Source organism: Actinomycetota bacterium, assembly GCA_040881665.1.
Lineage (GTDB): Bacteria > Actinomycetota > UBA4738 > UBA4738 > HRBIN12 > JBBDWR01.
This window is the reverse complement of record JBBECT010000004.1, coordinates 498,136-511,799: the sequence shown is the minus strand read 5'-3', so window position 1 is coordinate 511,799 and position 13,664 is coordinate 498,136. Positions and strand designations below refer to the sequence as shown.

The window sequence follows — 13,664 nt, the reverse complement described above, 5'->3', positions numbered from 1 at the left end:
CAGTCGAGCTACGGCGCTGGGAGGCTCTGGCGCGCCCGGCACGATTCGAACGTGCAACCTTCTGATCCGTAGTCAGACGCTCTATCCGGATTGAGCTACGGGCGCATCTGCCTGCGGTTTTGTTCCAACACATGCGTGAGGTCCGCAGGCACGCGTTCGAGTCTAACGGGCCCCGACGGCATTCGACGGTCCGCAGAGAGCTGGGTACCGTCAGCGGAGCACCGCGGCTCGGGATCCAGGCAACCGCGGCGGACGATGAGTTCTCCGGCCGGGCGGGGTCGGAACAGGTACCACGGTCGCGACGGCGATAGGAAGGAACCGTGAGATGGGCCACCCGTTCGAGATCGACAAGCAGATCGAGGTCCCTGCTACCCCGGAACAGGCATGGGACGCGATCACCACGGGTCCGGAGATCGATTCCTGGTTCATGGGACGGAACGAGGTCGAACCCCGTGAGGGTGGAACGGCCCGGACCTCCTTCCCCGGCTGGACGCTGGAGACGACCGTCACCGCCTGGGACCCACCCACCCGGTTCGCGACCCGCAGCGACGAGGGGCAGGACGGCTCCTTCCACTCGTTCGACTACCGCGTCGAACCGCGCGCGGAGGGTGGCACTACGATCCGGTGGCTGCACTCGGGCTTCATCGGTGGCGACCACTGGGAGGCCGAGTATGAGGCGATGGGTGAGGGCGACCCGATGTACCTGCACAAGCTGGCCCAGTACCTGACCTACTTCGTGGGACGAACCGCCACGCCGATCGACGTCGTCGGCCCTCAGATACCCGACCCGGACGAGACCTGGACCGTGTTCCGGCGCGGTCTCGGGCTCTCCGGTCCGGTGGTCGTCGACGAGGAGGTCCATCTCGCCCCCGAAGGCCTTCCGCCGCTGGAGGGCGTCGTGGACTACGTGTCGCCGAGCTTCCTCGGCGTGCGGACCGACGACGGGCTATACCGGTTCATCGCATCGTTCGACGGCTCGTCGATGGTGGGCCACCACATCTTCTCCGCCGACATCGACCAACAGCAGACCGAAAAGACCTGGCGGATCTGGCTCGATCGGCTCTTCGGCTGAGCGGCCACCCCACATCACGAGTGAAAGGGGATCTCGATGAACAAGGTCACGTCGAAGGACCGCACGACGATCGCGTTCGACCGGATCGGCGACGGTCCACCGGTGATCCTCGTGTGCGGTGGATCGACCGATCGCATGGCGAACGGCGGGCTCGCGGCGCTCCTGAGCTCGGACTTCACGGTGTTCAACTACGACCGTCGCGGCCGGGGCGACAGCGGCGACACGCCGCCGTACGCGGTGGAGCGTGAGATCGAGGACATCGATGCACTGATCGGCGACGCCGGAGGCTCGGCGTTCCTGTTCGGGACGTCCTCCGGTGCGGCGCTTGCGCTCGAGGCGGCCGCGACCGACCTCCCCGTCATGAAACTGGCCCTGTGGGAGCCCCCCTACATCCTGGATGAGAACGATCGCCCTCCCTCGGATCAGGTCGCGCAGTACGACACGATGATCGCGGAGGGTCGTCGCGGCGACGCGGTCGAGTACTTCATGACGACGGTGGTGGGCATGCCCGCCGAGTTCGCCGCCCAGGCCCGCTCGGAGCCGTGGTGGCCGGCCCAGGAAGCGCTCGCACACACGCTCGCCTACGACGCGACCGTCATGGGCGACTACTCGCTGCCGATCGATCGCGCGGCCTCCGTCAAGGCTCCGACCCTCGTGGTCGCCGGCGGGGCGGACTTCCCTTGGATGCGCGAGACCGCCCAGGCGCTCGCGGCGGCCCTGCCCGACGGTCGCACCAAGATCCTCGAAGGACAGGGACACGATGTCGATCCGGCGATCCTCGTCCCGGCGCTTCGGGAGCTCTTCGCCGGTTGAGCACCGGTCGAGCCAGGAAGGGACGTCCAGCTGAGCGAGCCCACGCCGACGACACAGGAGGGAAACGAGGAGCGAGCTCGGATCGCACAGCTCCTGGAGGCGCATGCGCCCGCCGGCTGGGAGAGAGGCTTCGACAAGGACGACCTGCTGGACGCGATCGTCGAAGGACGGCCGCTCCAGATGTTCGTGATGGCTGCCGACATCCGAAGCTCGACGATGCTGATGAAGGAAGCGATCCGGTTCGAGAAGTTCGCCTTCATCATGGACAAGTTCGTGACCGCGGTTCGGCGCGGGATCCGAGCCCCCGGTGGCTGGTTCGACAAGTTCACCGGCGACGGGTTCCTCGCATACTGGATCGTGCGGTCGGGTCCCGAGGACGTGTACGACGAGCGCTTCGTCCAGGCGGCGGGGAACCTCGTGCACACCGCGCACACCTTGGTCGACTTCTTCCACCGGCGCGTCCTCGAGGACTTCCGCAGCAACTCGCGGAACCTGCCGCATGGCGCGGGACTCTCGATGGGTCTGGATGCTGGTCCCGGCTACCTCGTCCAGATCGGTGGCGAGCTGACCGTGGTCGGCCCCCCGGTGGTCGGGGCGGTGCGGATGGTGACAGCGGCCGAGCTCCCCGGCGAGATCATCGCGAACGTGTTCCTCGGCGAACGCGTGCGTGAGGAACAGGACGGCATCTACGAGCGGCTGGGCGTGCAGGCTACGCGCGAGTACCGCCCGACCAAGGAATACCCCAAGGGCCAGGAGGTCTACGCGCTGACGTTCGACCACCGCGGGGAATCCGACACCGACGGTGCAGGTGGGTCCTCACCCGATCAAGCGGGTGGGTGAGCCCTGCCGATAGACCGAACATGCGTCGGCGCAGCCTGCAGCTCCTCGTCATGGTCCTCCTTCTCGCCCTCCCGAACCTCGCCGCCGCGGGCGGCGGGAACGGCGGGGACGGGGCCAGGCACGTCGACATGGATGACGACTACTTCTACCCCTCGACCGTCAAGGTGGCCCAGGGCGGAACCGTGTCGTGGGATCCGGCCGGCGATCAGACACACACCGCGACCGACGGGACGGGCATGGACCTGTTCGACTCCGGTCTCGTCGACCCGGGACAGCCGAGCTACATGTTCGCGTTCCGGGCCGCATCGATCTACCCGGTGATCTGCACGCTGCACGTCGACATGCTCGGACGGGTGAAGGTTCCGCTCCGCGCCGGACCGCGCGACGGAACGGCGAGCCGTCCTTTCGACGTCACGTGGGCGAGCGCACCCCCCGACGACGGCTATGTCTCGATCGTCCAGGTCAAGCGTCCGGGTCGCGCATGGAAGGTTTGGAAACGCGCCGCCGCCGGCACCGGGAGCCGGTTCAAGCCCACGACGTCGGGGACCTACCGGTTCCGGTCGAGGCTCTCTCGCCCGAGCCTCGAGGCGACCGCGGACTGGTCCGACGTCGCCGCGATCCGGGTTCGCCGATAGCTCAACTCGCGCTGCGCCCCGAACGAACACCGCGCCAGATCACGAGGACGATCACCGCGCCGACGACCGAACCGATCAACCCGGTCGCACGGACCTCGAGCCCGTCGCCCGCGATCAGACTCGCGAGGAGACCTCCGACGAACGATCCGATCAGACCTGCAGCCAGCAGCTCTCCCCAACTCGACGGACGACTGCCGCCGCCCAGGATCAGGTTCGCGAGCCACCCCGCGGCAAGCCCGAGCACGACGATGTACAGGATCAGCACAGATCGCTCCTCTCGATCGGATGCGCCATCCTAGTCGTGGTCGCGCTCGGCTGCCTCCGCATCCGCCTTCGTCCGGTGCACCGTTCCCGCGGGATGTTCGGGCGGCGAGTACAGCGAGTACAGCTTCAGATCAGCGGTTCCCGTGTTGACGATGTTGTGCCAAACGCCCGCGGGAACAACCACGGCCCAGTCCTCGGTGACGTCATGGGTCTCGTCGACGGAATCGCCGCTCGTTCCGAACTCCGCGCGCGCGCTGCCCTGCTCGATCCTGAGGAACTGGTCACGGTCGGGATGCTGTTCCCACCCGATGTCCTCCCCCGGTGGGATCCGCATGACCGTGAGTTGGGCATGCTCGCCCGTGTGCAGCACGGTGCGGAAGGTCTCGTTGTCGAGCGTCTCCCGCTCGATGTTGCCGACCCATCCCAGCATGTCGACCTCCGATCGCCCAGCGTCTGCCAGTCTCGCACGGCCTATGCCGTCGGCGACAGCGAGCCGGAGCCCTCGGCCGACGCGCCGACGGAGATCTCCCCGAGCAGCGCAGCGTGCAGCCGCCCGTTGGAGCTCAGGAGATCGCACCCGTCGTGGAGTGCCGACCCGTCGAGCGTGGTCAGCCGGCCACCCGCCTCGCCGAGCACGACCGCGACGGCCGCCCAGTCCCATATGCCGCACGGGTCGTGCTCGAGCATGGCGTCGGCAGAGCCGCGCGCCACGAGCATGTGGCCCCACGCGTCGCTGATCCCCCGGGTTCGCCGACTCGCCGACGCGATCCGCGCGAACCCGGACCAGCGGTCATCACCGAGCCACTCCTCGACACCGGAATGCAGCACGAACGCATCACCGAGCGCCGCGCGATCCGACGCCCGGATCGGCTCGCCGTCGAGCGTGGCGCCGCGTCCCTCGACCGCCGCGTAGCGCTCGCTGAGGGCGGGCGCATCGACGAGCCCGAGCACCGGGTGTCCGTCGATCACGAGCGCGATCAGCGTGGCCCACATCGGAAGCCCGTCGAGGAAGTTGCGGGTCCCGTCGATCGGATCGACGGTCCAGACGCGGGGCCCTCCCGGCCCGAGGCCATCCTCCTCACCGACGAACCCGTCGTCGGGGTATCGCTCGGCCACCGCCCGGCGCAGTGCGCGCTCGACCTCGATGTCGACCTCGCTGACCGGCGTCGCGTCGGCCTTGTTGCGGACATCGAGATCGCTCCCGGCACGGGGCAGCGAGATCGACGCGGCGAGATCGGCGAGCGCTCCCGCGAAGGCGAGCTCGCTCTCGAGGCGGCCCGTCAATTCCGCTCCCGGAGCCGTGGGTTGAGGATCTCCTCCACCGCATATCCGCACATCGTGAACGCGAGGACGACGAGCACGATGCACAGTCCCGGTGGCAGGAGCCACCACCATGCGCCGGTGCTGATCGCGCCGTTGGCGAACGCCTCGTAGATGATCGTTCCCCACGACACGTTGTTCACGTCCCCGAGACCCAGGATCGCCAGGGTGGTCTCCGACAGGATCGCGAGCGCGACGGCGAGCACCGTGTTCGCCAGGATGACCGGCATCAGATTGGGCAGCACGTGCCGCAGCACGATCGCCGATTCGCGCGAACCGATCGCGCGCGACCGCTCGACGTACAGGCTCTGCTTGACGGTCAACGTCTGCGCGCGGACGAGTCGAGCCGTCGGCGCCCAGGAAGTGATCCCGATCACGATGATCACGTTGAGCAGGGTCGGGCCGAGGATCGAGGCGAGCGCGATCGCGAGTGGGATCCACGGGATCACGAGGAACCAGTTCGACACCGCGTTCAAGACCCCGTCGGTGCGTCCGCCTGCGTAGCCGCCGGTCACGCCGACAGAGGTGCCGATGATCGCCGTCATCGCCGCCGCTGCGAGCCCGACGAGCAACGAGACCCGCGATCCCCAGATCGTCAGCGTGAGCACCGAGCGGCCGAAATTGTCGGTTCCCAGCGGGAAGGCGGCACTCGGCTCCTGTAAGGGGATCCCCGTCGCGAACGCCTCCTGCGTCCCGCTCTCGTCGGCGAGCAGCGGAGCGAGGAGAGCCACCGCCACGAAGAACACCAGGATCAGGAACCCCGCCAACCCCATCCGGTTCGTGCGGAACGCCGTGACGAACGCCGTGAACGCCCGGCGTCGCCGGACCCACGCGGCCGAGCGCCCGAACGAGGGAGCAGCCTCCTGCGCCATCTCAGGCCTCCCGGACCCGGGGGTCGATGTAGCCGTAGGACAGGTCCGCGGCGAGATTGAACAGGATCACCAGTACGCTCGAGAACAGGAACACGCCCTGGATCACCGGGAAGTCCTGATTGTCGATCGCCTGATAGGTGAGCACCCCGAGGCCGGGCCAGTTGAAGATCCCTTCGATCACGACCGTCCCGCCGAGGATGTACCCGAAGCTGTAGAACACGAGGGTCACGATCGGAAGCAGGGCGTTGGGCACCGCATGGCGCCGCCGCACGTCCCGGTCCTGCAACCCCTTCGCTCGCGCCGTCTGCAGGTAGTCCTCGCCGGCGATCTCCACCATCGACGAGCGCATCACCAGGACGTACTCGCCGATGTAGGCGAGCGTCAGGGTGAGGACCGGCAGGAACGCGTGGGTCATCACGTCGGCGATGTAGGCGGCTCCCTCGGGCGGGGGACTCGACACGTATCCCCCCAGCGGGAAGATGCCGAGCATCGTGCCGAACACGACGAGCAGCACCATCCCCAGCCATCCCTCGGGGATCGAATACAGGAACAGTGAGGACCCGACCGTGCCGACGTCGCGCCGCGTCCCGCGGCTCCAACCCGCATGGATCCCCGCCCAGATTCCGATCACCACCGAGAGGATCGTCGCCGGAAGCAGCAGGATCACTGTGGGCCAGACCCTGCCGGCGATCACCGAGGTGACCGGACGGCCCGACGTGAACGACGAGCCGAGGTTGCCGCGGATCGTGTCCCAGAGGTAGATCGGGACCTGTGTGATCACCGGCTGATCCAGGCCGAAATCGGCGATCAGCTCCTGCGTCTCGGTCGGCGACAGCCGCTGGTTGCGAGCGATCGTGTCGACCGGGCTCCCGGGCATCACTCGGAACAGGACGAAATTGAACAGCAGCACGAAGAGCAGGGTGCCGACCGCCCCCAGGATCTTGCGGAGGACGTACCCGCGTACCCCGCTCAGATGCGATCGTCCTCCCGGCCCTTGCGCACCCTTCCGATCACCAGCACGATCGCCACGACGCCGATCGCCGCTGCGGCCCAGATCCACAGCGGGATCGAGTCGGACCCCGCCTCGGCATCCGTTCCGTCGGCCGCCGTCAGCGGCTCGATGTCCATGTACTGGTAGGGCAGGTAGCCGAACACGAGGTAGCCGTCAGGCTCCGGCGACGGCGAATAGCCCGTGAACGTGTCGGTCCGATAGGCTTCGAGACCGCCCTCGTAGTAGAGGATGTCCTCCGCGACGTTCTCGTACAGGTGCTCTTCCATCCGATCGACGACCTCGCGACGCTCCTCGACTGTCGTTGCGAGCCTCTGTTCCTCGTACATCTCGTCGTACGCCGGGTCGGAATAGCAGCCGTCGCTCCAGTTCCCGCACTGCGCGGTCGTGAACACCGACAGGATGAAGTCGGGATCCGGGTCCGGATACCAGCCCCACAGGTACGCGTCGAACGAGCCCTCGCCCCATACCTTGTTCATCACACCGTCTCCGACCGGTCGCACGATCAACTCGATGCCGATCTCGGCGACCCAGGACGCGATCAGCTTGGCGGTCGGAGGCGCCGAGGGAACGCTGCTGGCTGCGAAGACCTCGAACTCGAGCGGTTCGCCGCCGCCCGGCATCTCCCGTACCCCGTCCCCGTCGGTGTCCTCGTATCCCGCGTCGTCGAGGATCTGGTTCGCCAGCTCGAGATCGAACCCGCGTGGTTCCTCCGGCTCCCAATGCCAGGGACTCGATGTGGACATCAGTCCCGTCCCCACCTCCCCGTAGCCGAGCAGGACCCGATCGACGAGCGCCTGCTTGTCGATCGCGTGTCCGATGGCCCGGCGAACCTCCACGTCCTTGATCGCGGGGTGGTTGGTCGCGCTGTCCCCTTGCCCGCCGAAGTTGAAGGCGAAGTTCAGGAACCCACGCCCCGCCGACTCATGGACGTCGATGTCGGGTTGCTCCGCGACCGACTCAGCGAGGGTCGGGAGCAGTCCGGAGACGACGTCGACCTCGCCGTCGCGCAACGCGAGCGACATCGTCTCCTGGTTGTCGAACGCGCGGAACACGATCTCGTCGACCTTCGGCGCACCGTCCCAGTAGTCCTCGTTCGCCTCGACACGCCAGAACTGCCCGTCCTTCCATTCCACGAGCTGGAACGGGCCCGAACCGACCGCCGGGACGTTCTCGAACGCGCGCGCTGCCTCCTTGTCGCCGTCGAACTCGGACCAGATGTGCTCGGGGAGGATCGGGATCCACGGCGGCGCGAGGGGCGAGAGGTTCGGTTCGCTCATGTGCCAGATCAAGGTGTGGTCGTCGGGGACCTCGAAGGTCGGATCGAACGGCAGGTAGTTGTCGAACGCTCCGATCTTGTTGTTCAGGACGAACTCGTAGGTGAAGGCGACGTCGTGCGCGGTGAGGGGCTCACCGTCGTGCCACGTCACGCCCTCGCGGATCTTGAACGTGTAGGTCATCCCGTCTTCGGATATGCCGCCGTTCTCCTCCGTGGGCAGCTCCTCGGCGAGTCCCGGGGCCGGTCCGAGCGTCTGCTCGTCGAACCGGATCAGCAGGTCGTAGTTCAGTGCCAGCCACTCGTACTCGGCACCGCAGCCACAGGCGCGCAGCGGATTCGAGGTGTACAGGTCGTAGGTGAGCCCCACGTTCAGCGAGCTCTGCTCGTCGGTGTCGCTGGGGCTCTGCGCCAGCGCAGCACCCGCGATCGCCAGTGTCGTGAAGACCGCCATCATCAGGACCACTGCTCGCCTCATCGCACCCGTTCCTTTCGCCTCGTCGTCGCCGCCTCGATCGATCCGTTCCTCATAGAGGGTTGGTCCATGCCGAACGTCCCGATGCGTCGGTCACCTGGACGCGCACGTAGCCCAGCTCCGTCTCCTCGGGTTCGAACCGGGCCCGAACGATCGCGCCGTGATCGTCTCGTTCGAGGATGCGTGCCTCCTCTTGCCGGCCGCGCGATCCGGCGCCCACGCCCCATCCCAGCTCCCATCGAGCACGCATCAGGACCGACGCCGCAGGGCTGCAGTGCACATCCACCACCGAGCCGTCGCGGTGCGCGCCGTGGATCGCGGGCCCCGACGATGCGTAGGTGAGCCCGGTCCGCAACGCCTCGAGCACCCCCTCCCGAGATCGCTCCGGTGCGCGAACCATCGTCCACGCATCTCCGATGTCGAACCCGGGGTAGTGACAGTCGTCGGTCGCGAACCCGAAGAGCAACTTGTCCGAGTCGAGCGCGAGATCCCACACGTACGAGGAGTCTCCTCGCCCGGTCTCCCGGTGCGCGCTGGAGTTGTACAGCTCGAGGCCCGCGAGGCCCTCGGCCTCCAAGACGATCTCCGGGGGGAGCCCACTCCAGTACGGGTGCGCGACGAAGGCGATCCCGCCCTGCCCGTTGATGTTCGCGGCGGCGGTCGTCAGGTCCGGGAACGTCTTGAACTCATAGTTGGCGATCGGCTCCCAGTACGCGCGATCGCCCCCGGGATCCTCCGGGATGTCTTCGATGCCGACCGCGAGGATCTCGGTGTAGCGGCCCTTCGCGATCGGATCGACGGCCAGCTCGGCTCCCGGTATCACGAGCAGGTGCTCGGTCGACGGCCGGGACGTGATCGTCCAGTGGTCGGTGATCGCCAGGACGTCGAAACCCGCCCACTCGTGGTGGTAGACGTGTGCCTCGGGCGTGAGATCGCCGTCGGAGGCGATCGTGTGCGTGTGCAAGGCGGCTTTGAGCCACGCTCCTTCTGCGTCGAAGGGGTTCGGACCCGGCGTGATCATCCCTCGTGACTCCCTCGTTCGCGGTCGGCACACGCTACGCCGACCGGAACCGGCGGACCAGCCAATCGTTGCCCTGAGGGCAACCGTCACGACTGTTCATCGGGCGGAACCGTGTGCTCGATCGTGGACCTCGAAGGCGTCCCCCCCGCTCGCTTCCAGTCGACGGCCGATCACGCGGGCGGTCCCGATCGCGAGCTTGCCCAGGCGAGGGAGTTCCCGCGCTGGGAGGCGGGCGCTGGGCCCACCGACGCTGACGGCCGCAACGACGCGCCCCCGGGACCGTATCGGGGCGGCCGCCGTGCTGAGGCCTTCCTCGAGCTCGCCGACCGTCCGCTCGTAGCCGCGGCGCCGGATCTCCTCGAGCCGATCCCGGAACTCGTCCGGATCGGTGATCGTGCGCTCGGTGCGGGCGTCGAGCCCGCGGCTGAGGAACCGTTCGAGCTCGTCCACGGGCAGGTGCGCGAGGAGCACCTTGCCGCTGGAGCTGCAATGCGCCGGCGATCGGCGCCCCGCCCAGTCGGCGAAGACGACACGCTGGGACCCGGTCACCTGATCGATGTAGAGCACGTCGCGACCGTCGAGCACACCGATGCTCACCGTCTCGTTCGTCGCGGCCGACAGCGCTTCGAGCTCCGGTCGCGCGCGGCTGACGCCGCCGAGCTCGGGCACGGCGCTCGCCGCGTACCGCACCATGCCGACGCCGATCCGATACCGGCGCGAGGGCGTGCGATCCACGAGCCCCCGGACCGCGAGGGTCCCGAGGAGCCGCGAGGCGGTCGCCTTGTGCACCCCGAGCGCGTCCGCGACCTCCGAGACCCCCATCCCGTCCGGGGAATCGGCGAGCAGGTCAAGGACGCGGGCAACCCGGTCCACGGCGTCGGTGCTGCGCATCGACCGACCGTAGCAAGCCCAGGTCACCACGCACAGCGGCCGAACCAACGTGTGCGTACCGACGAGTTTCGAACCTGGAACCCGTCCGAGTTCCCGGGGGGACCGTGCGAAGGGAGACCGGCGATTGACCCAGCCTCAGGATCCGTCCGCGGCATCGGCGCATGCACACCGTCCACCTACCGAACCATGCATGAGGCTCCTCCCCCTTGATCGCCGGATCGCTCGGGCCGCGATCCCGGTGCTCTGTGAGCGCCTCCGCCTGCTCCTGGAGGACGCGCCCGGCCCCATCGTGTGCGACGTGGGTGCGCTCGTCGATCCCGATGCGGTCACGGTCGACGCTCTGGCCCGGCTGCAACTGACCGCCGCTCGGCTCGGCCGGTCGATCCGATTCCGCGACGTCTGTGGGGAACTCCGGGATCTGACCGAGTTGATGGGGCTGCGCGACGTGCTGCCGTGCGAGGAGGGATCAGGCGTCGAGCCGGTCGGGCAGACCGAAGAGCGGGAACAGCCGAGGCGTGTCCAGGAAGAACGTGATCCCGGTGATCCGGCCTCCTGAGAGCTCGAGCACCTGGAGGGCCCACGGCTCGAGCCCGCCGCCGGGGTCGGGCTTGTACTGCCCGAAGGCCGGCGAGCCGTTCGCCGCGGTCGGGATCAGACGCGAACCGCGACAGCCGATGCCGGGCCCGAGACACCACGCGCGGATGTCGTCGTGGGTCTGCAGCCAGAGCTCGTAGGGAGGCATCGACCACTCGGCGTCCTCACGCAGGAGCGAGGTCAGCGAGTCCATGTCGTACCGCTCGAACGCATCCACGTAGCGATCCAGGAGCACGCGCTGCGACTCGTCCATGCGATCGATCGGTTCGATCGCATCCGCGTGCGCCGACGCGAGGGTGGTCCGAGCTCGCTGTAACGCGCTGTTGACCGAAGCCACCGAGGTGTCGAGGAGCTCCGCGACCTCGGACGCCTTCCATCGCAGAACCTCGCGCAAGATCAGCACCGCGCGCTGGCGGGGCGGGAGATGCTGCAGCGCCGCGATGAAGGCAAGCCGGATCGACTCGCGCGACTCGGCCACGTCGGCCGGATCGCTCGCCGCGGGCAGAACACGCTCGTCGGGCACCGGCAGGATCCACGTCGCCTCCGGCAAGGCCTCGCCGAGCTGCGCGTCGGCCGTCTTCGGCGGCGCCAGATCCATCGGGCGAGCCCGGTGCTCCTTGCCGCTCAGGACGTCGAGGCACACGTTGGTCGTGATCCGATAGAGCCAGGTGCGCAGCGCAGAACGACCCTCGAAACGATCGAAGCTCCGCCACGCGCGGAGCAACGCCTCCTGAACGGCGTCCTCGGCTTCGAACGCCGAGCCGAGCATGCGGTAGGCGTAGGCGGTCAGCTCCACCCGGTGGTGCTCGAGCTGGAGCTCGAGGTCTTCGGATGCCAGCGTCTTCGTGTCATCGACCACAGAACGCCCATGATAGGCGGTCGCGCCACCGATGAATCCGGGAGACGCCGGCCGTCTCATAGCTGAGACCGACGACCAGGAGGTAGCACATGTTGCCCGAGAACGAGACCGTCGCCCCGGCGCAGGCGGGACGCCGCGAGTGGATCGGGCTCGCCGTGCTCACCCTCGCCTGTTTGCTGTACGCGATGGACCTGACGGTGCTGCACCTCGCCGTCCCGTCGCTGAGCGCGGATCTCGAACCGACGAGCGCACAGTTGCTGTGGATCATCGACATCTACGGATTCATGGTCGCCGGCTGCCTGATCACGATGGGCACGCTCGGCGATCGGATCGGCCGCCGCCGGCTGCTGATGATCGGCGCGACCGCCTTCGGCGCGGTCTCGGTGCTCGCCGCGTTCTCGAGCAGCGCCGAGATGCTGATCCTGACGCGGGCACTGCAGGGCGTCGCGGGCGCGACACTGGCGCCGTCGACGTTGTCCCTCATCTTCAGCATGTTCCACGATCTCCGGCAGCGCACGATCGCGATCGGCGTCTGGATCGCCGGGTTCTCGGCCGGTGGGGCGATCGGTCCGGTGCTCGGCGGCGTGCTGCTCGAACAGTTCTGGTGGGGGTCGGTGTTCCTGTTGGCGGTGCCGGTGATGGGTCTGCTGCTCGTGCTCGGACCGAAACTGCTCCCCGAGTACCGCGACCCCGATGCGGGCCAGCTCGACCTCGCGAGCGCGGGCTTGTCGCTGGTCACGATCCTCGCGGTGATCTTCGGCCTGAAAGAGATCGCGCAGGACGGAGTCGGGACGCTTCCGGTCGCTTCGATCGTGTTCGGGCTCGTGGTGGGCGTCGTGTTCGTGCGGCGCCAGCGCTCCCTCGCCGATCCGATGATCGACCTGAGCCTGTTCCGTATCCGGGCGTTCAACGCCTCGCTGGCCACGAACATGCTCGGCATCTTCATCGCGTTCGGGTATTTCCTGTTCGTCGCGCAGTACCTCCAGTTGGTGCTCGGGCTCTCGCCGCTCGAGGCGGGGATGTGGTCGCTGCCCTCCGCGGCCGGGTTCATCGTCGGGTCAACGGCCGCGCCCCGGATCCTGCGCCGATTCCGGCCCGCCGGTGTGATCGGCGTGGGCTTGGCGATGGGGGCTGCCGGTTTGGCGCTCCTGACCCGTGTGGACGGCAGCGCCGATCTCTCGATCCTCGTCGTGGCGTCGGTGATCATCTCTCTCGGACTCGCTCCGGTGTTCACGGCGACGACCGACCTGATCGTGGGATCGGCGCCTCCCGAACGGGCGGGTGCGGCCTCGGGCATCTCCGAGACGGGCGCAGAGCTCGGCGGAGCGCTCGGGATCGCGGTGTTGGGCAGCATCGGGACGGTCGTGTATCGGAGCGAGCTGGCCGACCTGCTGCCAGGGGACGTCCCCTCCCAGGCGGCGACGATCGCACGCGACACCCTGGGAGCGGCCGTCGGTGTCGCCGACGGGCTCCCCGCGCAGCTCGGCGCGCAGCTGGTCGAAAGCGCGCGCGACGCGTTCATCCAAGGGATGCGGGTGAGCACCGCCGTCGCGGCGGTCGTGGCCATCGGGATCGCCGTGCTCGCTACGGTCATGCTCCGGGACGTGCCGTCGGGTGCCGAGCGCGAAGCGGCCGGGAACACCGAACCGGATCCCCATGATCGATCCGACGCGGCTGCACTCGATGAACGCTCGTTCGAGGAGCGGATCCCCACCCCATAGAA

Annotated in this window: 15 protein-coding genes and 1 tRNA gene; 6 read left to right on the top strand and 10 right to left on the bottom strand. The window is 68.2% G+C overall.

Annotation, left to right across the window (positions count from 1 at the left end):
- Positions 1–27: 27 nt before the first annotated feature.
- A tRNA-Arg gene (locus WEF05_03480) sits at positions 28–105 on the bottom strand.
- Between the two features lie 220 nt (positions 106–325).
- On the opposite strand from WEF05_03480, the gene WEF05_03475 reads away from it, so the two are divergent.
- The 4 genes from WEF05_03475 to WEF05_03460 all read left to right on the top strand — a co-directional run bounded on the left by WEF05_03475 (position 326) and on the right by WEF05_03460 (position 3,360).
- Positions 326–1,072, top strand: a complete 747-nt coding sequence (locus WEF05_03475) for an SRPBCC domain-containing protein (protein MEX1100960.1) — start codon at positions 326–328, stop codon at positions 1,070–1,072.
- Between the two features lie 36 nt (positions 1,073–1,108).
- Entirely contained in the window at positions 1,109–1,885 is a 777-nt protein-coding gene (locus WEF05_03470; GenBank protein MEX1100959.1) for an alpha/beta hydrolase, read from the top strand.
- Between the two features lie 189 nt (positions 1,886–2,074).
- The gene (locus tag WEF05_03465; GenBank protein ID MEX1100958.1) at positions 2,075–2,725 is read left to right on the top strand and encodes a hypothetical protein; all 651 of its coding nucleotides are present in this window, start codon (positions 2,075–2,077) and stop codon (positions 2,723–2,725) included.
- Between the two features lie 20 nt (positions 2,726–2,745).
- Positions 2,746–3,360 carry a hypothetical protein gene (locus tag WEF05_03460; GenBank protein MEX1100957.1) on the top strand — a complete coding sequence of 205 codons (615 nt, stop codon included), beginning with the start codon at positions 2,746–2,748 and terminating at the stop codon, positions 3,358–3,360.
- 1 nt (position 3,361) lies between these two features.
- Here the strand turns inward: WEF05_03460 and WEF05_03455 are convergent, their stop codons facing one another.
- The 8 genes from WEF05_03455 to WEF05_03420 form a co-directional block, all read right to left on the bottom strand.
- Positions 3,362–3,625, bottom strand: coding sequence for a GlsB/YeaQ/YmgE family stress response membrane protein (locus tag WEF05_03455; protein ID MEX1100956.1), 264 nt, complete (start codon positions 3,623–3,625; stop codon positions 3,362–3,364).
- A gap of 30 nt (positions 3,626–3,655) precedes the next feature.
- Positions 3,656–4,054: a cupin domain-containing protein gene (locus tag WEF05_03450; protein MEX1100955.1), complete on the bottom strand. Its 399-nt coding sequence runs from the start codon at positions 4,052–4,054 to the stop codon at positions 3,656–3,658.
- A 41-nt stretch (positions 4,055–4,095) separates the two neighbouring features.
- Positions 4,096–4,908 (bottom strand): inositol monophosphatase family protein, encoded by an 813-nt coding sequence (locus WEF05_03445; GenBank protein MEX1100954.1) that lies wholly within the window; start codon positions 4,906–4,908, stop codon positions 4,096–4,098.
- The gene (locus tag WEF05_03440; protein ID MEX1100953.1) at positions 4,905–5,816 is read right to left on the bottom strand and encodes an ABC transporter permease; all 912 of its coding nucleotides are present in this window, start codon (positions 5,814–5,816) and stop codon (positions 4,905–4,907) included. Before WEF05_03440 ends, WEF05_03445 begins: the two co-directional genes overlap by 4 nt.
- A gap of 1 nt (position 5,817) precedes the next feature.
- Positions 5,818–6,876, bottom strand: coding sequence for an ABC transporter permease (locus WEF05_03435; GenBank protein ID MEX1100952.1), 1,059 nt, complete (start codon positions 6,874–6,876; stop codon positions 5,818–5,820).
- Positions 6,786–8,579 carry an ABC transporter substrate-binding protein gene (locus WEF05_03430; GenBank protein MEX1100951.1) on the bottom strand — a complete coding sequence of 598 codons (1,794 nt, stop codon included), beginning with the start codon at positions 8,577–8,579 and terminating at the stop codon, positions 6,786–6,788. Before WEF05_03430 ends, WEF05_03435 begins: the two co-directional genes overlap by 91 nt.
- A gap of 49 nt (positions 8,580–8,628) precedes the next feature.
- Positions 8,629–9,597 carry a hypothetical protein gene (locus WEF05_03425; protein ID MEX1100950.1) on the bottom strand — a complete coding sequence of 323 codons (969 nt, stop codon included), beginning with the start codon at positions 9,595–9,597 and terminating at the stop codon, positions 8,629–8,631.
- 96 nt (positions 9,598–9,693) lie between these two features.
- Complete coding sequence (locus WEF05_03420) at positions 9,694–10,488, bottom strand: IclR family transcriptional regulator (GenBank protein MEX1100949.1); 795 nt, start codon at positions 10,486–10,488, stop codon at positions 9,694–9,696.
- A 190-nt stretch (positions 10,489–10,678) separates the two neighbouring features.
- Here WEF05_03420 and WEF05_03415 point away from each other — a divergent pair, with 190 nt between their 5' ends.
- Positions 10,679–11,044, top strand: coding sequence for an STAS domain-containing protein (locus tag WEF05_03415; protein ID MEX1100948.1), 366 nt, complete (start codon positions 10,679–10,681; stop codon positions 11,042–11,044).
- On the opposite strand, the gene WEF05_03410 is transcribed toward WEF05_03415, so the two are convergent.
- Entirely contained in the window at positions 10,955–11,941 is a 987-nt protein-coding gene (locus WEF05_03410) for a sigma-70 family RNA polymerase sigma factor (GenBank protein ID MEX1100947.1), read from the bottom strand. The genes WEF05_03415 and WEF05_03410 overlap by 90 nt on opposite strands.
- A gap of 89 nt (positions 11,942–12,030) precedes the next feature.
- On the opposite strand from WEF05_03410, the gene WEF05_03405 reads away from it, so the two are divergent.
- The gene (locus WEF05_03405; GenBank protein ID MEX1100946.1) at positions 12,031–13,662 is read left to right on the top strand and encodes an MFS transporter; all 1,632 of its coding nucleotides are present in this window, start codon (positions 12,031–12,033) and stop codon (positions 13,660–13,662) included.
- The last annotated feature ends 2 nt before the right edge of the window (positions 13,663–13,664 follow it).